Origin of the sequence: Halomonas sp. LBP4 (assembly GCF_003202205.1) — a bacterium.
Lineage (GTDB): Bacteria > Pseudomonadota > Gammaproteobacteria > Pseudomonadales > Halomonadaceae > Halomonas > Halomonas flagellata.
The window spans coordinates 339,285-358,825 of the sequence record NZ_PDOG01000003.1 but is presented as its reverse complement, the minus strand read 5'-3'; the positions used below and the strand labels follow the sequence as shown (position 1 = coordinate 358,825).

Annotated in this window: 18 protein-coding genes, 1 tRNA gene and 1 pseudogene; 12 read left to right on the top strand and 8 right to left on the bottom strand. The window is 69.5% G+C overall.

The genetic code is table 11. The annotated features are described in order from the left end of the window. The first annotated feature begins 21 nt into the window (after positions 1-21). The 4 genes from prmA (at position 22) to purH (ending at position 4,124) form a co-directional block, all read left to right on the top strand. The gene (gene prmA / locus CR157_RS12080; RefSeq protein ID WP_110283779.1) at positions 22-933 is read left to right on the top strand and encodes a 50S ribosomal protein L11 methyltransferase; all 912 of its coding nucleotides are present in this window, start codon (positions 22-24) and stop codon (positions 931-933) included. Positions 934-1,025: 92 nt separating this feature from the next. Continuing rightward, a complete protein-coding gene (gene dusB, locus CR157_RS12075) occupies positions 1,026-2,087 on the top strand; it encodes a tRNA dihydrouridine synthase DusB (protein WP_110283778.1) in 1,062 nt (353 codons plus the stop codon). Next, on the top strand, positions 2,084-2,428 hold the full coding sequence (fis, locus tag CR157_RS12070) for a DNA-binding transcriptional regulator Fis (protein WP_110283777.1): 345 nt from the start codon (positions 2,084-2,086) through the stop codon (positions 2,426-2,428). Before dusB ends, fis begins: the two co-directional genes overlap by 4 nt. Positions 2,429-2,540: 112 nt before the next feature. After that, a complete protein-coding gene (gene purH / locus CR157_RS12065) occupies positions 2,541-4,124 on the top strand; it encodes a bifunctional phosphoribosylaminoimidazolecarboxamide formyltransferase/IMP cyclohydrolase (protein WP_110283776.1) in 1,584 nt (527 codons plus the stop codon). A gap of 182 nt (positions 4,125-4,306) precedes the next feature. On the opposite strand, the pseudogene CR157_RS23335 reads toward purH, so the two are convergent. The 4 genes and pseudogenes from CR157_RS23335 to folE all read right to left on the bottom strand — a co-directional run. Then, positions 4,307-4,408: pseudogene (locus CR157_RS23335) on the bottom strand (hypothetical protein); the annotation flags it as partial. Between the two features lie 155 nt (positions 4,409-4,563). Next, a complete protein-coding gene (locus tag CR157_RS12055) occupies positions 4,564-6,021 on the bottom strand; it encodes an NAD-dependent succinate-semialdehyde dehydrogenase (protein WP_110283774.1) in 1,458 nt (485 codons plus the stop codon). Between the two features lie 115 nt (positions 6,022-6,136). Next, positions 6,137-6,547 carry a dihydroneopterin triphosphate 2'-epimerase gene (gene folX, locus CR157_RS12050; RefSeq protein WP_110283773.1) on the bottom strand — a complete coding sequence of 137 codons (411 nt, stop codon included), beginning with the start codon at positions 6,545-6,547 and terminating at the stop codon, positions 6,137-6,139. 25 nt (positions 6,548-6,572) lie between these two features. Beyond that, positions 6,573-7,130 carry a GTP cyclohydrolase I FolE gene (folE, locus tag CR157_RS12045; protein WP_110283772.1) on the bottom strand — a complete coding sequence of 186 codons (558 nt, stop codon included), beginning with the start codon at positions 7,128-7,130 and terminating at the stop codon, positions 6,573-6,575. 317 nt (positions 7,131-7,447) lie between these two features. Between folE and CR157_RS12040 the strand changes: the two genes are divergently transcribed. Beyond that, the gene (locus CR157_RS12040) at positions 7,448-7,993 is read left to right on the top strand and encodes a hypothetical protein (RefSeq protein WP_110283771.1); all 546 of its coding nucleotides are present in this window, start codon (positions 7,448-7,450) and stop codon (positions 7,991-7,993) included. A 70-nt stretch (positions 7,994-8,063) separates the two neighbouring features. Here CR157_RS12040 and CR157_RS12035 read toward each other — a convergent pair whose 3' ends face one another. Together CR157_RS12035 and CR157_RS12030 are read right to left on the bottom strand one after the other, a co-directional pair. Then, the gene (locus CR157_RS12035) at positions 8,064-9,050 is read right to left on the bottom strand and encodes a serine/threonine protein kinase (protein ID WP_110283770.1); all 987 of its coding nucleotides are present in this window, start codon (positions 9,048-9,050) and stop codon (positions 8,064-8,066) included. Between the two features lie 218 nt (positions 9,051-9,268). Next, positions 9,269-9,985, bottom strand: coding sequence for a ComF family protein (locus tag CR157_RS12030; protein ID WP_258364146.1), 717 nt, complete (start codon positions 9,983-9,985; stop codon positions 9,269-9,271). Positions 9,986-10,055: 70 nt separating this feature from the next. Here CR157_RS12030 and bioB point away from each other — a divergent pair, with 70 nt between their 5' ends. The 7 genes from bioB (at position 10,056) to bioA (ending at position 16,136) form a co-directional block, all read left to right on the top strand. Further along, entirely contained in the window at positions 10,056-11,204 is a 1,149-nt protein-coding gene (gene bioB, locus CR157_RS12025; protein WP_258364145.1) for a biotin synthase BioB, read from the top strand. 7 nt (positions 11,205-11,211) lie between these two features. Continuing rightward, the gene (bioF, locus tag CR157_RS12020) at positions 11,212-12,390 is read left to right on the top strand and encodes an 8-amino-7-oxononanoate synthase (RefSeq protein WP_110283768.1); all 1,179 of its coding nucleotides are present in this window, start codon (positions 11,212-11,214) and stop codon (positions 12,388-12,390) included. Beyond that, a complete protein-coding gene (locus CR157_RS12015) occupies positions 12,387-13,112 on the top strand; it encodes an alpha/beta fold hydrolase (protein WP_110283767.1) in 726 nt (241 codons plus the stop codon). Before bioF ends, CR157_RS12015 begins: the two co-directional genes overlap by 4 nt. Then, on the top strand, positions 13,109-13,906 hold the full coding sequence (locus CR157_RS12010; protein WP_110283766.1) for a methyltransferase domain-containing protein: 798 nt from the start codon (positions 13,109-13,111) through the stop codon (positions 13,904-13,906). Before CR157_RS12015 ends, CR157_RS12010 begins: the two co-directional genes overlap by 4 nt. Before the next feature lies 1 nt (position 13,907). Next, complete coding sequence (gene bioD, locus CR157_RS12005; protein ID WP_110283765.1) at positions 13,908-14,609, top strand: dethiobiotin synthase; 702 nt, start codon at positions 13,908-13,910, stop codon at positions 14,607-14,609. Between the two features lie 44 nt (positions 14,610-14,653). Further along, positions 14,654-14,738: transfer RNA gene (locus CR157_RS12000), tRNA-Leu, on the top strand. 126 nt (positions 14,739-14,864) lie between these two features. Further along, positions 14,865-16,136: an adenosylmethionine--8-amino-7-oxononanoate transaminase gene (bioA, locus tag CR157_RS11995; RefSeq protein ID WP_110283764.1), complete on the top strand. Its 1,272-nt coding sequence runs from the start codon at positions 14,865-14,867 to the stop codon at positions 16,134-16,136. A gap of 16 nt (positions 16,137-16,152) precedes the next feature. Here the strand turns inward: bioA and CR157_RS11990 are convergent, their stop codons facing one another. Together CR157_RS11990 and CR157_RS11985 are read right to left on the bottom strand one after the other, a co-directional pair. Continuing rightward, positions 16,153-18,177 (bottom strand): CocE/NonD family hydrolase, encoded by a 2,025-nt coding sequence (locus CR157_RS11990; RefSeq protein ID WP_110283763.1) that lies wholly within the window; start codon positions 18,175-18,177, stop codon positions 16,153-16,155. A 52-nt stretch (positions 18,178-18,229) separates the two neighbouring features. Next, positions 18,230-19,541: ATP-grasp domain-containing protein (locus tag CR157_RS11985; RefSeq protein ID WP_219999941.1), on the bottom strand; the 1,312-nt coding region annotated here is incomplete at its 5' end.

Here is a 19,541-nt window from a genome sequence, read left to right as displayed (position 1 = left end):
TGACGCCTCATGGAGCCCGCCATGCCCTGGCTGCAACTGAAGGCCCGTATCGCCTCCGAGCAGGCCGAGACCCTGGAAGAACTGCTGCTCGCCGAGGGCGCCACCGCCATCACCCTGCAGGACGCCCACGACGACCCGGTGTTCGAGCCCGAGCGAGGCACCACCCCGCTGTGGCACGAGACGGTGCTCACCGGGCTCCATGACGACCTGGAGGGCATCGAGGCGATGCTCGAGCGCCTGGCCGCCACCTGGGCCGAGACGATGCCCGGCGAGCCGTTCCCCGAGGTCGATGTCGAACTCCTTGCCGACCGCGACTGGGAACGCGAGTGGATGGACGACTTCGCGCCCCTGCGCATGGGCCAGCGGCTATGGATCGTGCCGAGCTGGCACGAGCCCCCCGAGCCCGGCGCGGTGAACCTGCATCTCGACCCGGGGCTCGCCTTCGGCACCGGCACCCACCCCACCACGGCGCTCTGCCTGGAGTGGCTCGATGGCCTGGCGGTGGCCGGCGAACTCGCGGGTCGCGAGGTGCTCGACGTCGGCTGCGGCTCCGGCATCCTGGCCATCGCCGCCCTGAAGCTGGGTGCCGCAAGCGCGGTGGGCACCGATATCGATCCCCAGGCGCTGCAGGCCAGTCGCGACAATGCCGAGCGCAATGCCATCGCCGAGGCCGACTTCCGGCTCTGCTACCCGGAACAGCTCGACGCCGGCGGCTATCCGGTCGTGCTCGCCAATATCCTCGCCGGCCCGCTGGTCGAGCTGGCAGCGACCATCGCCGGCCATGTCGCTCCCGGGGGCCGGCTGGCGCTCTCCGGCATCCTCGAGCCCCAGGCCGAGGAGGTCCTCGAGGCCTATCGGGCGGAGGGCCTGCTGATGGACGAGCCGGTCGTGCGCGAGGGCTGGGTGCGGCTGAGCGGGTACCGGGCGACGTGAACAGCGGACGTTGCTCGCCCGACCAAAGATCGCCTTCACCATCAACGACCGGGGGCGTATGATATGCCCCCTTCGAGCCAGCAGACGCCATCATGCCCGAGACCCGTTCCTCACTGCCCCGGATCGGCCGCTTCGAGTTGCCCAACAGGGTGATCCTGGCGCCCATGGCCGGGGTCACCGACCGCCCCTTCCGGCAGCTCTGCCGGCAGCTGGGGGCGGGCCTGGTGGTGGGCGAGATGGTCACCTCGGACCCGGGCCTGTGGCACACCCGCAAGTCGCGGCTGCGCCTGGACCACCGCGGCGAGCCCGGCCCCCGGGCGGTGCAGATCGCCGGCGGGGACGCCGCCATGCTCGCCGAGGCAGCACGGCTCAATGCCGAACAGGGCGCCGAGATCATCGACATCAACATGGGCTGCCCGGCGAAGAAGGTGTGCAACAAGGCCGCCGGCTCGGCGCTGCTGCGCGACGAGGCGCTGGTGGCCGAGATTCTCGAGGCGGTGGTGGCCGCGGTGGAGGTGCCGGTGACGTTGAAGATTCGCACCGGCTGGTGCGCCGAGAGCAACAACGGTGTGCGTGTGGCCCGGCTCGCCGAGGCCGCCGGCATCCAGGCCCTGGCGGTGCACGGCCGCCACCGCCAGCAGCGCTACTCGGGCGAGGCCGAGTACGACACCATCGCCGGGATCAAGGCCGCGGTGAAGATTCCGGTCTTCGCCAACGGTGATATCGATTCCGCCGAGAAGGCCGCCCGCGTCCTCGACTATACTGGTGCGGATGCAGTCATGATCGGCCGCGGCGCCCAGGGCAATCCCTGGGTCTTCCGCGAGATCGACCACTACCTGCGCCAGGGAGAGCATCTCGCTCCCCCGGCCGACGAGGAGCGCGCCAGTGTCCTGCGCGCCCATCTCGCGGCCCTGCATGATTTCTATGGTGAGCACCTGGGTGTGCGCATCGCACGCAAGCATGTCGGCTGGTACCTGGCCGGTGATGGCCGTCTCGACGAGGCGGACCGACGTGCCCTGCGGGCCACCTTCAATGGCCTGGAGTGCCCGACAGCCCAGTGCCGCTTCATTGACGAACTGTTTCGTCACGACCCTGCCGCGGCCCCGGGCCGCCTGGCCCGGGCCGTGGCATCGGATGGAATCTGTGCCGCATGACCAGCCAAGCCTTTCCCCAGAATCCCGAGCTGTCGGGGCCAGATGACGCCCGACCCTCCCGTGATCTCGCCGGCAGGGCCGCCGGGGACGCCTCCCCGACCGAGCCGGCGTCGCAGCAGCCGTTGCGCGAAGCCGTGGACGCCGCCATGCGACGCTACTTCGATCATCTGGACGGCGGTGATGTTACCGGGCTCTACGCCATGGTCATGGCCGAGGTCGAATCGCCGCTGCTGGCCTCCGTGCTCGAGCATACCCAGGGCAACCAGACCCGTGCCGCGGAGATGCTCGGCCTCAACCGCGGCACCCTGCGCAAGAAGCTCAAGCAGTATGGCCTGATCTGATGCATGCAGGGAGCCCCGCCGGGCTCCTTCCGCCCTGTCGCCGCCCGCTTCGTGGCCCGCTTTCCGTGACCCGACTTTCCACCCACCCACTGCCAGCCAGAGAGTGACCCCCATGGCCCAATCCTCCTCCGGCGCGGTTCGCCGCGCGCTGATCAGCGTTTCCGACAAGACCGGCATCGTCGACTTCGCCCGCGGTCTCACCGAGCACGACGTCGAACTGCTCTCCACCGGTGGCACTTTCCGCCTGCTCCAGGAGAACGGCATCAGTGTCACCGAAGTCTCCGAACACACCGGCTTCCCGGAGATCATGGACGGCCGGGTCAAGACCCTGCATCCGAAGATCCACGGCGGCATCCTCGGCCGTCGCGGCCAGGACGATGCGGTGATGGCCGAGCACGGCATCGACCCCATCGACATGGTGGTGGTCAACCTCTACCCCTTCGCCCAGACCGTGGCGAAGCCGGACTGCACCCTGGAAGACGCCATCGAGAACATCGACATCGGCGGCCCCACCATGGTGCGCGCCTGCGCCAAGAACCATGCCCACACCAGCATCGTGGTGGATGCCGACGACTATGCCCGGGTGCTGGACGAGATCGCCTCCGGGAACGGCGCGGTGAGTGACGCCACCCGCTTCGACCTGGCGGTCAAGGCCTTCGAGCACACCGCCGGCTACGACGCCGCCATCGCCGACTACCTGGGCCAACGGGTCCCCGGCGGCGAGGACGGTTTCCCGCGCACCTACAACCTGCAGTTCGTCAAGAAGCAGGCCATGCGCTACGGCGAGAACCCCCACCAGGGCGCGGCCTTCTACGTCGAGGCCGATGCCCGCGAGGCCAGCGTGGCTACCGCGACCCAGCGGCAGGGCAAGGCGCTGTCGTTCAACAACGTCGCCGACACCGATGCCGCCTTCGAGTGCGTCAAGGCCTTCACCGAGACCGCCTGCGTGATCGTCAAGCACGCCAACCCCTGTGGCGTGGCGGTGGGGATCACCCCCTGCGAGGCCTACGAAAAGGCCTTCGCCACCGACCCCACCAGCGCCTTCGGCGGTATCATCGCCTTCAACGAACCGCTGGATGCCGAGACGGCCCGGGCCATCATCGACCGCCAGTTCGTCGAGGTGATCATCGCCCCCGGGGTCGAGGACGACGCCCTGCCCATCGTCGCCGAGAAGCCCAATGTGCGCCTGCTCGATGTCGGTGAAGAGCGCTGGCCCGGAAAGCGCGAGCACGCCCACGACTTCAAGCGCATCACCGGCGGGCTGCTGGTGCAGGACCGCGACCTGGGCATGGTCGGCCGCGACGAGCTGACCGTGGTCACCGAGCGGGTGCCCAGCGAGCAGGAGATGCGCGACCTGGCGTTCGCCTGGAAGGTCGCCAAGTACGTCAAGTCCAACGCCATCGTCTACGCCAAGGCCGGCCAGACCATCGGCGTCGGCGCCGGTCAGATGAGCCGCGTCTACTCGGCGAAGATCGCCGGCATCAAGGCCGCCGACGAGAGCCTCTCGGTGCCCGGTTCGGTGATGGCCAGTGACGCCTTCTTCCCCTTCCGCGACGGCATCGACGCCGCCGCCGCCGCCGGCATCACCGCGGTGATCCAGCCCGGCGGCTCGATGCGCGACCAGGAGGTGATCGATGCCGCCAACGAGGCGGGGATTGCCATGGTGTTTACCGGCATGCGGCATTTCCGGCACTGACACCTGCTGGAAGCAGGGCTATCGCAGATGGCGGTAACGCTCGAGGCTGTTCCGGCGACAGGTCTGCGAGGGGGCGCTGTAAACCCCTCCCTGGGCGCTACCGATTCCATCCATGGAATCGGACCCCCTCTTCGACCTGTCCCCGGCGCCTCTCGCTTTGGGTAACGGCGATTGCCCTGCTGCTGGTAGCGGGCCACCCAGAGTTTCACCAGGGAGCGCTCCAGACGATGCTCTCGGACCAGTGCCCGTAAGCTGACGTTCCCACCTAGCACCTGCTGCACTATCCGCAGCTTGAACTACTCATCGAACTTACGCTTCATGAAAACACCCCGAAGGTTGGATTGGGTGTCCAACTTTCGGGGTGCAGTTCATAGCCCCGGCAGGGGTGTTTTTCTTCCAGCTTCCAGGCGCGAAGCGCCGCTCTTCGAGCTTCCAGCTCTTACCCCAGGTCGATGCAGAGGTACTTGGTCTCGAGGAACTCATCCAGCCCCTGGTGGCCGCCCTCGCGGCCCAGGCCCGAGGCCTTGACCCCGCCGAAGGGCGCGGCGGCGTTGGAGATCAGCCCGGTGTTGATGCCCACCATGCCGTACTCCAGGGCGTCGGCCACCCGCCAGACGCGGCCCAGGTCGCGGGAGTAGAAGTAGGACGCCAGGCCATACTCGGTGTCGTTGGCCATGGCGATGGCATCCTCCTCGTCCTCGAAGGGGAACACCGCCGCCAGCGGACCGAAGGTCTCCTCGTGGGCCACCTTCATGCTGCTGGTGGCGAAGCTGATCAGTGTCGGGGTGAAGAAGTTGCCGCCCAGCGGGTGCGGGTGCCCCCCCAGCAGCAGCTCGGCACCGTGGTCCACGGCATCGTGGACATGCTCGCTGACCTTGGCGACGGCGTTGTCGTCGATCAGCGGCCCGATATTGATGCCGGCCTTGGTGCCATCGCCCACCTTGAGCTCGCTGTTCATGGCCACGGCGAGCTTCTCGCAGAAGGCGTTGACCACGCTGGACTGCACCAGGAAGCGGTTGGTGCAGACACAGGTCTGGCCCGCGTTGCGGAACTTGGCCGCCATGGCCCCTTCCACCGCGGCGTCGAGGTCGGCGTCCTCGAAGACGATGAAGGGCGCGTTGCCGCCGAGTTCCAGCGAGATCTTCTGGATATGCTGCGAGGCCTGGGCCATCAGCTGACGCCCCACCTCGGTGGAGCCGGTGAAGGTGATCTTGCGCACCAGCGACGACTCGGTCATGGCGGCGGCGATCTCGCTGGCGCGCCCCGGCACCACGTTGAACACCCCGCGCGGCACGCCGGCGCGCTCGGCCAGCAATGCCAGGGCGGTGGCGGAGAACGGCGTCTGGCTGGCCGGTTTGGCCACCACGGTGCAGCCGGCGGCCAGGGCGGCACCGGCCTTGCGGGTGATCATCGCCGCCGGGAAGTTCCAGGGGGTAATGGCCCCCACCACGCCCACCGGCTGCTTGGTCACCACGATGCGCTGGTGGGGCTTGGCGGCGGGCACGGTCTCGCCGTAGACGCGCCGCGCCTCCTCGGCAAACCAGCGCAGGAAGCTCGCCGCGTAGGCGATCTCGCCGGCGGCCTCCTTGAGCGGCTTGCCCTGCTCATGGGTCATGATCATGGCCAGGTCGTCCTGGTGCTCGAGCATCAGGTCGTGCCACTTCATCAGGATGTCGGCACGCTCCTGGGCGGTGAGCGCCTTCCAGGCCGGCCAGGCCGCATCGGCCGCGGCGATGGCACGCTCGGTCTCGACCCGCCCCAGGCGCGGCACATTGCCCATGCTCTCGCCGGTGGCCGGGTTGAGCACGTCGATCTGCTCGCCGCTGTCGGCGGCGACCCAACTGCCATCGATATAGGCGAAGGGGCAATAGAGCTGCGTTTCCTTGAGGGCTTCCATGTTCGTCTCCTGCCGCAGTTGCGGCTCGTTGTCGGTTTGCCTTCATGCTAAGCGTAAAGGCCCCGGTGCACCAAGCACCGGGGCCACTCCATTTCGGCAGGGTAGCGCAGCGGGGTCAGCGCGGGCGTCGCGGCTCGCGGGACTCGGAGAGGGTGATGGAGACGGAGTCGGCGAAGCGCAGGGCATGGGGCTTGTCGATCTCGACCTGGGCGGTGAGGACCTGCTCGTGGGCCATGATCAGATCGAGCACCTCGCGGGTCATGCGCTCCAGCAGCAGGAAGCGGTTGTCCTCGACATGGGCGATCACCTGCTTGGTGATGGTGCGGTAGTTCAGCGCCTGCTCGATATGGTTGAAGGCCATCGCCTTGTCGGCGCGATAGCGGATCACCGCATTGATCACCACGTCCTGGCGATTGCGGATCTCGTCATCCTTGATGCCGATATGGGTACGCAGCCGCAGGTTCTTGAGGCGGATGGTCGCCAGGTCATGGTCGAAGTGCTGATCGTCGATGGCGTGCAGCGTCATGGCAGGACTCCTTGCGTAGCGGGCCTCAGCGGCTGTTGACCAGGGTCAGGAATTCCTGGCGCGTTGGCTGATTGTCGCGGAAGGACCCCAGCATCACCGAGGAGGTCATGCTCGAGTTCTGCTTCTCCACGCCACGCATCATCATGCACAGGTGGCGGGCCTCGATCACCACCGCCACACCGCGGGCCCCGGTGACCTGCTGGACCGCCTCGGCGATCTGGCGGGTCAGGTTCTCCTGGATCTGCATGCGTCGGGCGTACATGTCGACGATGCGGGCGAACTTCGACAGGCCCAGTACACGTCCCTTGGGCAGGTAGGCGATATGGCACTTGCCGATGAAGGGCAGCAGGTGGTGCTCGCACATGGAGTAGAGCTCGATGTCCTTGACCAGCACCATCTCGTCGGTCTCCGACTCGAAGACGGCACCGTTGACGATCTCCTCGAGCGACTGGTTGTAGCCATGATTGAGAAACTGCATGGCCTTGGCGGCCCGCTTCGGGGTGTCGCGCAGGCCCTCCCGCTCGGGATCCTCCCCCAGTTCGAGGATGATCTGGCGATAGTGGTTGGCGAGTTCTTCGGTCATCGTCGGGCCCCGTGGCATTGTCGGTTGTCGTGGTGCACGCCGTCAGTGGTGATGGTCACCGGCCCCGCTGGAGGCCGGTAGCGTCATGCCATGCAGCAAGCCATGTACAAACTCTACACATAGACAGTCGAGTGTACAATAACGGCACCCACGAACCCTGCATTCTAGCGCAAGGCACAGGCATGCGCAGGCCCCGGCGCCCCTCGGGGTGACAGTATGTCGCGCCGGGAGGGCGCGGCCCTGGCTGCTCGCCCCTGCCCGCTGTGGTAAAATATGCGTTTCTTCATGCTGTGCCCCAGTCATCCTCGAGAGCCGACATGATCAAGACCCCCACCCTGCTGCTGGCCACGGCCCTGCTGATTCCCTCCCTGGCGCTCGGCGCCACCCTGGAGCTCCCTGGCGACGCCCGGGTCGAATTCCAGGTCATCGACTCCCTGCACCTGAGCGAGGACGAGCCGCGTCACGACGACCTCGTGATGCGGCCGGTCGCCAACGGCAATGGCACCCACCAGTTGCCGGAGTACTGCGTGGCGATCGGCGATGCCCGCCTGGACGGTGAGCGCATCCGCGTCACCGCCAAGGCCCTGACCTGCATCGAGACCGACGGCAGCGACAGCGAGATCTACAGCGGCGAGATCTCGGCCGCCGCCTACGAGGATGACGGCAGCTACGGCGTGGCCGCCTGCGACGAGGGTCGCTGCGTGCTGGAGCCGTCCGAGGGCTTCCTGCTGCAGTTTGCCGAGGCGCTCGCCATCGAGCAGCAGGACAACCCCTCGGCGCAGATCAACGAGCAGCGCCGCCAGGCCGAAGGGGCCGGCGTGGCCAACCCGATTCCCGCCGAGTCGCCGGACCCCGACGACTGAGGCCGGCCCCCTCCGCGCCCCGCCACGACGCTCCCCTCGGGGAGCGTCGTGCGTACCGGTGCGGTGAGCGTCACGCCAGCCAGCGGGGCTTCTGCTCCAGCAATTGCCGCTGCTGCTCCAGCATGCGGATATGCCCGTCCCAGTAGCCGGCATCGGCTAGCCAGGGGAAGGCCGGCGGAAAGGCCGGATCATCCCAGCGCGCCACCAGCCAGGCGCTGTGGCGCAACAGGCGCAGGGTGCGCAGCGGTTCCACCAGCGCCAGCTCGCCACGGTCGAAGTCCAGGTGCTGCTCGTAACCCTCGATCACCTCGGAGAGCTGCATCTGGCGCTCCTCGTCGTGCTCGGCGGTGAACAGCATCCACAGGTCCTGTACCGCCGGCGCCATCAGGCAGTCATCGAAATCGACCAGGGCGAAGTGCTCGTCGCGCCCCAGGATGTTGCCGATATGGCAGTCGCCATGGACACGGATCGCCCGCTCGGGCGTCCAGGCATGGGGCGCGAGGCGCCGGTGGAGCGCCTCGGTGATCCGCTCGTAGGCCCGGCGCTGATGGCGATCCAGCCAGGCGCTGCCCAGCACCCGCTCGCGGGCCTCGACCACCATGGCGTCCAGGTCCAGGGTCCGGCGGTGGGCGAAGGTCGAACGCCGCCCCACTTCGTGGACGGCACCGATCAGCTCGCCCAGCACGAACAGGTGGGCGGGGTTCTCCAGTTCCGGGGCCTGCCCCGGCAACTGGGGGTAGAGCGCGAAGCGGAAGCCCTCGGCCCGGTGCAGGCTCTCGCCCGCCGCGTTGCGCCAGGGGGCGGCCACCGCCACCCCCGCCGCCTCGAGCTCGGCCAGGAAGTCATGCTCCTCCTGGATCTGGGCATCGCTCCAGCGCTCGGGGCGATAGAACTTCACCACCCAGCGGCGCCGCTCCTCGTCGTGTACCAGGAAGACGCGGTTCTCGTAGCTGTTCAGCGCGAAGGGCTCGCCGGGCAGCCACAGGCCGAGCGACTCCACCGCCGCCACGATCCGGGCGGGCTCCAGGCGGGCGAAGGGGTGTGGGGTGGTGGCCATGAGGACTCCCGAAAGATCAAGAACCTCATGCTATCAGGGAAGCGCTGATTTGTGTCGCGAGCGAGGAGAGGCTGGCCGTCGCCGGAGCGGAGTAACCGGAGTTGACTGGCTGCTCAATGAGGATTGCGAGCACCGCCGGCGACCAGGATGGCTAGGTTCGTTCCCGACGAACCAACGCACTTCCCACATCCATGTGGGTCGTCGAGCGCAGCCGCAAATCAGTGTTTCCCGAGAGGGGTGCGGGCCACCGCCCACGCTTCCACCCGCTCGGCGCCGGCCCGGCGGCAGGCCGCCGCCAGGGCATCCAGGGTCGCCCCGGTGGTCATGACGTCATCGACCAGCACCACCCGGGGCGGCAGCGCGGCCTCGACCCGGAAGGCGCCACGCAGGTTGGCCCGCCGCTCGCGGCGATCGAGCCCGCGCTGGCTGCGGGTATCGCGCCGCCGCTCGGCCTCGATCAGCGGCCGCCCCAGCCGCCGCGCCAGGCGACGGGCCAGCCAGCCCGCCTGGTCGAAGCCCCGCTCCCGGGCTCGACGGGGATGCAGCGGCACCGGTATCACCGCCGCGGGCCAGGCCACCGCCTCGGCCGGCAACCCGGCCGTCAGCAGGTCGAGCAGCACCGTGCCCGCGCGCGGCGAGGCGTGGAACTTGAAGCGCTGCACCAGGCCGGCGATCTCGCCTTCATAGCGCAGCGGGACCCGCGCCCGGTCGAAGGCAGGTGCCAGGCGCAGGCAGAGGCCGCAGCGGCGACCGGCCGGCTGCCCCGGCTGGGGCTCGGCGCAGCACGGGCAGGCCGGCAGGTTCCAGGGCAGGGACGCGAAGCAGGCCCCACACCAGGGGCGGTCACGGCTGTCCGGGGCCAGGCAGAAGGCGCAGCGGCCGGGCAGCGCCCGACGCAGGGCCTCGTCAACCAGGTCGACCCACGCGGTTGACAAGCCGCGTCGAGCCCGTAAGCTATCCGTCAACCTGGTGATTCCGACAAAGTTGACCATAAGCGAGCCCGCCATGTCTTCCGTGCCGCACGACTCTTTCGCCGACACTCGCGCCGACACCCTGACCCTAGCCGCCCGCCCGGCGGTTCGCCACGATGCACCGCCGCGTCACGACTGGTCCATCGACGAGATCGAGGCGCTCTTCGCCCTGCCCTTCAATGACCTGCTGTTCCAAGCCCAGCAGGTGCACCGCGCCCACTTCGACGCCAACGCCGTGCAGGTCTCCACCCTGCTCTCCATCAAGACCGGCGCCTGCCCCGAGGACTGCAAGTACTGCCCGCAGTCCGGCCACTACAACACCGGGCTCGGCAAGGAGAAGCTGCTGGAGATCGAGAAGGTGGTGGAGCAGGCCCGGGCGGCGAAGGACGCCGGCGCCAGCCGCTTCTGCATGGGCGCGGCCTGGAAGAGCCCGCGCGAGCGCGACCTCGAGGTGGTGCTGGAGATGGTCGGCCGGGTCAAGGCGCTGGGGCTCGAGACCTGCATGACGCTGGGCATGGTCGACACCGACCAGGCCAGGCGCCTGTCCGAGGCCGGGCTCGACTACTATAATCACAACCTCGACACCTCGCCGGAGTACTACGGCGAGATCATCACCACCCGCACCTACGGCGACCGCCTGGAGACCCTGACCAACGTGCGCGAGGCCGGCATGAAGGTCTGTTCCGGGGGCATCCTGGGCATGGGCGAGGCGCCCCGCGACCGTGCCGCCCTGCTCCAGCAACTGGTGAAGCTCGAGCCGCACCCCGAATCGGTGCCGATCAACATGCTGGTCAAGGTCCCCGGTACCCCGCTGGAGAATGCGGAGGATCTCGATCCCATCGACTTCATCCGCGCCATCGCCGTGGCCCGCATCCTGATGCCGAGGAGCCATGTGCGCCTCTCCGCCGGTCGCGAGCAGATGAACGAATCGACCCAGGCGCTGGCCTTCCTGGCCGGGGCCAACTCGATCTTCTACGGTGACCAGCTGCTGACCACGTCCAACCCCCAGGTGGAGCAGGACCGGGCGCTGTTCGCCAAGCTCGGCCTCCACCCGGAACGCCGCGAGACCTGTGCCGACGACGACCGCCAGCGGGAAACGCTGGAGGCCGCCATGGCGCGCCAGGCCGCCCAGGCCCGGGCCGCCGCCCTGGCCTACGACGCCACTGCCACTCCCGAGGCCTGAGGTCCACATGGTGGCACCACGCAGCGACTGGACGACGTGGCTCGCCGAGCGGGCAGGCGAACGCCGGGCCCGCGGGCTGTGGCGCACGCGCCGCTGTCATGCCCTCGAGGGCGTCCTCGACTTCGCCGGCAACGACTACCTGGGCCTGGCCCGGGACCCGCGACTGGCGGAGGCCCAGGCCGCCGGTGCCCGCCGCTTCGGCGCCGGTGCCCGGGCCTCGCACCTGGTCAGCGGCCATCTCGAGGTGCACGAGGCCCTGGAGGAGCGCCTGGCGGCACTGACCGGCCGGCCGGCGGCGCTGCTCTTCTCCACCGGCTACATGGCCAACCTCGGTACCCTCCAGGCACTCTGCGACGGCCGGACCCAGGTCTTCCAGGACCGCCTCAACCACGCCTCGCTGCTCGACGGTGCCACCCTCGCCGCTGCCCGCTCGCGGCGCTTCCACCACCGCGACCTCGAGGATCTCGAACGCCTGCTGGCCCGCGCCCCCGAAGAGGCGCTCCGGCTGGTGGTCAGCGACGGGGTGTTCAGCATGGATGGCGACGTGGCCGACATCGCCGGCCTGGCCGCAACCAGCGAGCGCCACGGCGCCTGGCTGATGATCGACGATGCCCACGGCCTCGGCGTGCTCGGCAGCCACGGCGACGGCTGCGTGGGCCGCGCCCACGGCATCGACCGGGTACCGGTGCTGATCGGCACCCTGGGCAAGGCGCTGGGCACCGGCGGCGCCTTCGTGGCCGGCAGCCGCGAGCTGGTCGCGCACCTGACCCAGTTCGCCCGGCCCTATGTGTACACCACCGCCCAGCCGCCCGGGGTCGCCGCGGCGACGCTCGAGGCGCTCGACATCCTCGCCGCCGAACCCGAGCGCCGCACCCGGCTCGTAGCCCTGGTCGAACGCTTCCGCCGCGAGGCCGGCCGGCTCGGCCTGCCGCTGGCCGACTCCGACACGCCGATCCAGCCGCTGGTGCTGGGCGACAGCGAGCGCGTCATGCGCTGGGCCGGGCGCTTGAGCGAGCGCGGACTGCTGGTCGGCGCCATCCGCGAGCCCACCGTCCCCCGCGGCCAGGCGCGGCTGCGCATCACTCTCAGCGCCGCCCACACGGATGCCGACCTCGACGCCCTGCTCGAGGCGCTGGCCGCGCTCCAGGCGAACGTTGACGGCGGCCGGGACGGGGTCGCCCCATGAGCCGCCTGGTGCTGCTCTCCGGCTGGGGCATCGACGCCCGCATCTGGCGCCCGCTCGAGGCCCACTGGCCGGCCGGCCTCGAGGTGACCACCCCCGACTGGCCCGGCTATGGCGCACGCCCGGGCCTCGATGATCCCGCCGACCTCGCCGCCCTGGCCGCGGCCATGGCCGGCGACCTGCCGGCGAATGCCGTCTGGGTCGGCTGGTCGCTGGGCGGCCTGCTCGCCGCCGCCCTCCTCGACCACCTGCCCGCTCCCCGGGCGCTGGTGCAGCTCGGCATGGGGCCGCGCTTCTGCGCCGAGGGCGGCATCCCGCCACGGGAGCTCGCCGCCTTCCGGCGCGCCTTCGCCCGCGACGGCGAGACCACCCGACAGCACTTCCTGGGCTGGCAGCTGCAGGGCGAGCCTGCCCCGCGAGCCGCCCATCGTCGCCTGCTCGACCTGATCGGTCGGGGGCCGGGGGGCGAGGCCGCCACCCTGGCCGCCGGCCTCGAGCAGCTCACCACCCTGGATGTCTCGGTCCGGCTGGACGCCCCGCCCTGCCCGGTACGACGCATCGCCGGCGAACGGGACCCGCTGCTCGCTCCCGCCCTGCGGCAGTCCGCCGATCATCGGCTAGCCGGCGCCGGCCACTGCCCGATGGTGTCTCGACCCGACGCCCTGGCGGCCTGTCTCGCCCGTATCGTCCGGCAGCCGGCCCCGACCGAGGAGTGCCCGTCATGACCGCCTCGACCGCCCGTACTGCGCCGCCCCCGCCCCCGGACTGGCAACGCCGGGTGGCGCACGCCTTCTCCCGCGCCGCCGACCGCTATGAGCGTCTCGCCCACGCCCAGCAGGCCATGGGCGAGGCGCTCTGGGCCCGGCTGCCGGCCCGGGCCGAGCGCGTGCTCGACCTGGGCTGCGGGCCGGGCCACTGGAGCGCCCGCCTGGCGGATCGCTATGGCCCCGACTGCCGGGTGACCGGGCTCGACCTGGCGCCCGGCATGCTCGAGGTGGCCAGGGCTCGCCACGCGGCGAGGGCCCGCTGGCTGTGTGCCGATGCCGCTGCCCTGCCGCTGCCCGCTGCCAGCCTGGACCTGGTGTTCTCCAACCTGGCGATCCAGTGGTGCCCGGACCTGGAAGCCGTGCTCGCTGAACTCCGCCGGGTGCTGCGCCCGGGCGGGCGGGCGCTGATCAACACCCTGGGGCCGGGCACCCTGGCCGAGGTGAACGAGGCCTGGTCGCGCCCCGGCCAGCCCGCCGCCCTGCTGGCGTTCCGCTCCCGGGAGCGCCACCTGGCGGCGGCCCGGCTGGCGGGCTTTGCCGGCGTCTCGGTGGAGGCCGCCACCCGGCGCTTCCACTACCCGGACCTGGCCGCGGTGATGGCCTCGATCAAGGGCGTCGGCGCCCAGGCCGCCCGCGGCGAGCGACTCGCCCGCGCCGATCTCGCCCGCGCCAGGCAACGCTTCGAGGCCCTGCGCGAGCCCGATGGCCTGCCCGTTTCCTACCGGCTGCTGACCCTGCTGCTGGAGCGCTGAGATGCCCGCGTATTTCGTCACCGGTACCGACACCGACGCCGGCAAGACCCTGGTCACCGCCGGGCTGCTCGCCCTGGCACGCCGCCGCGGCCTGACCACCCTGGGGCTCAAGCCCATCGCCTCGGGCTGCGAACGCACTGCGGCGGGGCTGCGCAACGCCGATGCCCTGGCGCTGCAGGCCCAGAGCGCGCCGACCCAGCCCTACGCGGCGATCAACCCCTTCGCTTTCGCGCCCGCCATCGCCCCGCACCTGGCCGCCCGGCGGGCGGGCGTGAGTCTCGGCCTCGACGACCTGATTACCCCTCTCCGGCCGATGCTCGCCCTCGAGCGCGGCCTGACGCTGGTCGAGGGCGCCGGCGGCTGGCGGGTCCCCCTCAACGACCATGAGGATCTCGCGGGCCTAGCCGGGCGTCTCGGGCTGCCGGTGATCCTGGTGGTGGGGCTCAAGCTCGGCTGCCTCAGCCACGCCCGCCTCACGGCCGAGGCGATCGTCGCCGACGGCCTGCCGCTCGCCGGCTGGGTGGGCAACCTGCTCGATCCGGCCTTCGCCGAGGACCCGCCCCTCTACGAGGCCAACCTGGCGACCCTGATGCACCGGCTGCCCGGCCCCTGCCTGGGCGTGATACCACGCCTCGCGGCGCAAGGCCCCGAGACGCTGGCCGAAGCCGCCGCCGACCACCTGGTGCTGCCCGATGGCGATTGACTTGCGAAGGCCCGTCCGTACAATGTGGACGCCTGCCCGACCGTGCGGATGTGGTGGAATTGGTAGACACGCCAGATTTAGGTTCTGGTGCCTTCGGGCGTGGGAGTTCAAGTCTCCCCATCCGCACCATTTCAGTTCCTCGATTTCAAGCACGAATTTCCGACTTCCCCCGCGGAAGCACGGCGCTTTCGTGTGCCCGTCGTTTCGCCCGGCTCACCCGCTCCGCCCCGTCACCATCCTTCCACGGAGGCCCTTATGACGTCCCCCGTCTGGCACCCCTATGCCCATCTCAAGACCCAGCCACCGGCGCCCAAGGTGGTCGGCGGCGAGGGGCCGCGCTTCACTCTGGAGGGCGGCGAGTCGCTGCTCGACGCCACCTGCTCCTGGTGGTGCATGATCCACGGTTACGCCCACCCGCGGCTGGTGGCGGCGATCCGCGAGCAGGCCGGCGAGCTGTGCCACGTGATGCTCGGCGGCCTGACCCACGAGCCCGCCGACCGCCTGGCCCGGGAACTGGTCAGGATCACCCCGGCGGGGCTGAACCACGTCTTCTACTCCGACAGCGGCTCGGTGGGCATGGAAGTGGCGATGAAGATGGCGGTGCAGTACCACCAGCTGCGCGGCAGGCCCGGCAAGCACCGCCTGCTCTCGCTGATGAAGGCCTACCACGGCGATACCGCCGGCTGCATGGCAGTGTGCGACCCCGAGGAGGGCATGCACTCGCTGTTTGCCGGCTACCTGCCGAGGCACCACTTCGCCCCGGCGCCCACCGCTCCGTTCGATGCCGAACCGGAAGCGGTCCGGGCCGACCTCGACGCCCTGCGCGCGGTGCTCGAGACTCACCACCACGAGATCGCCGCCCTGCTGATGGAGCCGCTGCTGCAGGCCGCCGGCGGGCTCAACATGACCTCGCCCCACTACCTCAGGGGCGCCCGCGAGCTGTGCGACGAGTTCGACGTGCTGCTGGTGTTCGACGAGGTGGCCACCGGCTTCGGCCGCACGGGGAAGGTGTTCGCCGCCGACCATGCCGACGTGACGCCGGACATCATGGTGCTCTCCAAGGGGCTCACCGGCGGCTATCTCGGCCATGCCGCGACCCTGGCCACGGACCGGGTGCATGACGCCTTCGTCGGTGACAGCCCCGAACACGCCTTTATGCATGGCCCGACCTTCATGGGCAATCCGCTGGCCTGTCGGGTGGCACTGGAGAGCCTCGCGGTTTTCGAGGAGGAAGGCTATCTCGGCCGGATCGCCGGGCTCAATCGCGTGCTGCGCGATGAGCTGCTCGAGGACGCGGCACTCGCCGCACACCCCGCGGTCGAGGACGTGCGGGTGCTCGGCGCCACCGCGGTGATCGAGACCCGCGACGCCGCGGACCTGGCCGGCGTGGGTGACTGGGCGCGGGGACAAGGCGTCTGGTTGCGCCCCATCGGCCGCTGGCTCTACACCATGCCGGCCTATATCACCGACGATACCGACATGCGGCGCATCACCGACGTCATGAAGGGCTGGTTCCTGACACGCTGACCGGTGACCCCGGTCGCTATACCAGCCGGCGCGGGATGGTGACATCCCAGCTGCGGCAGTAGATCCGTCGCTCGCCCTCGTAGGCATCGAGGGTGGCATGGAGCAGGAACTCCCGGGCGTTCGAGGTCAGCACGGTGCGCGTCACCGTGCTGACTTCCCAATCCCCCCGCTTCAGGGAGCGATCCCAGCGCGTCTCGCCACTGATGGACCCGAAGTCATCGGCCCAGGAGTGATAGCGCTCCACCGCCCGGGTCTGCACCTCGAGGCCGGAATCCTCCAGCCGCACCCGGCCATTGTCGTTGATCACCTCGAGGGTCGACAGATCCTCGGCCAGGTCACGATGCACATACCAGTTGTGATGCCCGGGCTCGAGACGCGTGGTGGCGATGGTCGGGGCCGCCTCCGGCTCAGCGAACGGGACCAGGCGGGCATCCTCGCCACGCGGCGGGCGCACCGGCAGGTGCAGGGCGCTGCCCTTGTCGAAGATCGTCAGCCGCACGCACTCGGGTGGCGGCCAGGCCAGTGGCCAGTAGGAGGTGGAGATCGACAGGCGCAGCCGATGACCACGGGGGAACACCTGGGCCACGTCGTTGAACGCCACCCTGACGCGGTAACGACGGCCGGGCTCCAGCGGTAACGGCTCCTCGTGCCCGTCGCGGTGGGTCAGGTTGAGCAGACCGTAGGTCACCCGGGTGGCCTTGTCGTCCGGCGCCACGTCGGAAAGCCGCACCGCCACCATGGCCACGGGACGATCGGTGGAACACTCCAGCTCCAGTTGTGGTGCCCCCATGATCTCCAGGGTGTCGTCCAGCGGTGGGCTGTCGAAGGTCAGGGCGCCACCGTCTTCCTGGCGCTGGTCGTGGGCCAGGTCGGGCCCCGCGGCATAGGAGCACCACTTGCCGGCGAAGAGGCCGCAGGTCAACGGCGACTGCAGGGTCAGCGCGGTTTCGTCGCCGCGGTCCTTGCCATCGAGCATCAACCGCCCCGGGGCCAGGGGCAGCCGCCAGGGAGTGACATTGGGTGACGGCCAGCATGGCTCCGCCACCCAGCGGCCGGGGCGGTGACCATAGCGGGTGGTCGGTGGCATGCTGTCCTGCATCCAGACGCGGATCGCCGGATCCCCGGCCACCCCCCGCTCCTCCCCCCTGAGCCACTGATCCCACCAGCGCAGACACTCCTGCAGGAAGCCGATGGCCGGGCCGGGCTCGCCCAGGTGCGGATACTTGTGGCTCCAGGGGCCGATCAACCCCTTGCAGAGGCCGGGCAGGTTCTCCACCAACCGCTTGACCGCGTTGGAGTAGCCATCCGCCCAGCCACTGGCGGCCAGCACGGGCACCTCCACCCGCGAGAACTCCTCGCAGATGGAGCCGTGCTGCCAGTAGGCATCGCGATGCTGATGTTCGAGCCAGGTCGCCAGCCACAGTCCGCTGCCCTCCAGCCGCTCTTGCCACATCTCGCGCCAGGCATCGCCGACCACCGCCGGATCAGGGGGCAGGGAGTTGTAGGCAAACATGGTGGACGCCCAGGAGAGGTTATCCCCCAGCAGGCAGCCGCCCATGTAGTGAACATCGTCGGCGTAGCGATCATCGGTGGAGCAGACGCTGACCACGGCCTTCAGCTCGGGGGGCCGCCGGGCGGCCAGTTGCAGGCCGTTGAAGCCTCCCCAGGAGATGCCGATCATGCCGATACGACCGTCGCACCAAGGCTGCGCGGCGAGCCAGCGCAGTATCGCCTCACCATCCGCCAGTTCCTGCTCCAGGTACTCGTCGGTCAGCACGCCGCCGGAATCGCCGCTGCCGCGCAGATCGACACGCACCGCCGCATAGCCGTACCCGGCGAAGTAGTGATGGTGCCTGGCGTCGCGCCGCGCGGAGCCATCCCGCAGCCGGTAGGGAATGTACTCGAGGATGGCCGGTACCGGATGGTCGCTGGCCCCCTCGGGCAACCAGACACGTGCATTGAGCCGAATACCATCCGGCATGGGGATCCAGACCGGATCGAGGCACTCGACGCGATGGGGAAAATCGGTCACGACTCTCATCAGGCCCCTCCATCAACCCGGGTGGCTGGCCGCCCCGACACCCCTCGCCGGCTCAGCTCACCTCCTCGTCGGAAAGCGGCGCGATGTCGAACGGCAGCATCTCCACGCACCGCGCGATCCGGGCAAGCAGTTCGTCATGGGTGTCGGCCCCGGTGAACAGCACCCCGAGCTCCCAGGAAAAGGAGTCCTGGTGGAGCAGTTCCGACAACCGCATCCCCTCGCGGACGTTGATCTCGACCGTCGTTCCCGGAAAGACCCGCTCGACACGCCGGATATCCTCCACCGATGGCACGCGGCATACGATGCCGTCCTCGAAGACACGCAGCATCTGCTTGGCAGCGACGGCGTAAGGCCCCTCCCGATGCGGCATTCGCGGGGCGACCCCCAGCGCCACGTCGACCATCACCTGGAATTGGGGAGCCCCGTCGACCAGCTGGAAGAGCGCCGCATGGGAGCGCGAAATCCGGGTATTGATCTCCAGCAGCCAGAGGCGGTCGCTCTGGGTATCATGATAGAACTCGATGTTGAACGGCGCATCGTCGTAGCCGATCTGCGCGATGATGCGCCGGGTAATGGCAAGCATGTCCTGCTGTACCGGGTCGGGCAGTCGCGAGGGATACTCGTAGCGCAGCAGGACCGAGCGATGCCACGCGTCGCGTATGCTGTCCACCACGCCGGTGAGATGGACCTCGCCGTGCTGGACATAGCCCTCCAGGGTGCACTGGCGGCCGGAAGAGATGATGGACTCGGCGATGCAGTAATGGCCGCTCACCGCGGCAATCTCGTCGGGCAGGTCGGCATGCGCCGAGACCTCATCGAAGGGGTTGCCGAAGCGGCCGATTCCCGCGCGGATCAGGGGCAATACCTCCTGCAGTTGCCGGGCATCCTCGACATGGAAGCCGAGGTGGGAAGAGTGGGCCTTCACCGGCTTGATCCAGAAGGGATAGTCGATATGGATCTTCTCGACGGCGTGCTCGTCGAAGGGGTCGACCGCCTGGAAGAGCGGAACGCACTCGGGGACCGACTTCTTCTGCTCGAGGCGGCTCCAGTACTTGTGCTCGCACTTCAGAACGGCCTCCAGGGAAGGACCTCGCAGCCCGAGCCGCTGCTGCAACACCGGCACCAGCGCGCTGGTGGGGAAGTCCCAGTAACCGACGATGGCATCCACCGAACCGGGAAACCGCCGGAGCTCCGCCAGGGCGTCTGCCACCAGGCGATCGAACCGGAACTCGTCGGCCTGCACGACCTCATCGAGCGACAGCAAGGCGTGGAACGCATAGTCCTCGGCGTGCTCCAGGTGCCGCAGCAGCCGCCTGCTCAGCTCATCGAACCCGATCACGAACACGTTCCAGGTCATCGCTATG

Bases quoted from the DNA above. Each gene is read 5' to 3' on its own strand.
- dusB (WP_110283778.1), top strand. From the start codon at position 1,026: ATGCCCGAGACCCGTTCCTCACTGCCCCGGATCGGCCGCTTCGAGTTG.
- bioA (WP_110283764.1), top strand. From the start codon at position 14,865: ATGACGTCCCCCGTCTGGCACCCCTATGCCCATCTCAAGACCCAGCCA.
- folX (WP_110283773.1), bottom strand. From the start codon at position 6,547: ATGACGCTGCACGCCATCGACGATCAGCACTTCGACCATGACCTGGCG.
- CR157_RS11990 (WP_110283763.1), bottom strand. From the start codon at position 18,177: ATGAGAGTCGTGACCGATTTTCCCCATCGCGTCGAGTGCCTCGATCCG.
- CR157_RS12035 (WP_110283770.1), bottom strand. From the start codon at position 9,050: ATGGCCACCACCCCACACCCCTTCGCCCGCCTGGAGCCCGCCCGGATC.
- bioD (WP_110283765.1), top strand. From the start codon at position 13,908: ATGCCCGCGTATTTCGTCACCGGTACCGACACCGACGCCGGCAAGACC.
- CR157_RS12015 (WP_110283767.1), top strand. From the start codon at position 12,387: ATGAGCCGCCTGGTGCTGCTCTCCGGCTGGGGCATCGACGCCCGCATC.
- CR157_RS12010 (WP_110283766.1), top strand. From the start codon at position 13,109: ATGACCGCCTCGACCGCCCGTACTGCGCCGCCCCCGCCCCCGGACTGG.
- CR157_RS12055 (WP_110283774.1), bottom strand. From the start codon at position 6,021: ATGGAAGCCCTCAAGGAAACGCAGCTCTATTGCCCCTTCGCCTATATC.
- CR157_RS12040 (WP_110283771.1), top strand. From the start codon at position 7,448: ATGATCAAGACCCCCACCCTGCTGCTGGCCACGGCCCTGCTGATTCCC.
- prmA (WP_110283779.1), top strand. From the start codon at position 22: ATGCCCTGGCTGCAACTGAAGGCCCGTATCGCCTCCGAGCAGGCCGAG.
- bioF (WP_110283768.1), top strand. From the start codon at position 11,212: ATGGTGGCACCACGCAGCGACTGGACGACGTGGCTCGCCGAGCGGGCA.
- bioB (WP_258364145.1), top strand. From the start codon at position 10,056: ATGTCTTCCGTGCCGCACGACTCTTTCGCCGACACTCGCGCCGACACC.
- purH (WP_110283776.1), top strand. From the start codon at position 2,541: ATGGCCCAATCCTCCTCCGGCGCGGTTCGCCGCGCGCTGATCAGCGTT.
- fis (WP_110283777.1), top strand. From the start codon at position 2,084: ATGACCAGCCAAGCCTTTCCCCAGAATCCCGAGCTGTCGGGGCCAGAT.
- folE (WP_110283772.1), bottom strand. From the start codon at position 7,130: ATGACCGAAGAACTCGCCAACCACTATCGCCAGATCATCCTCGAACTG.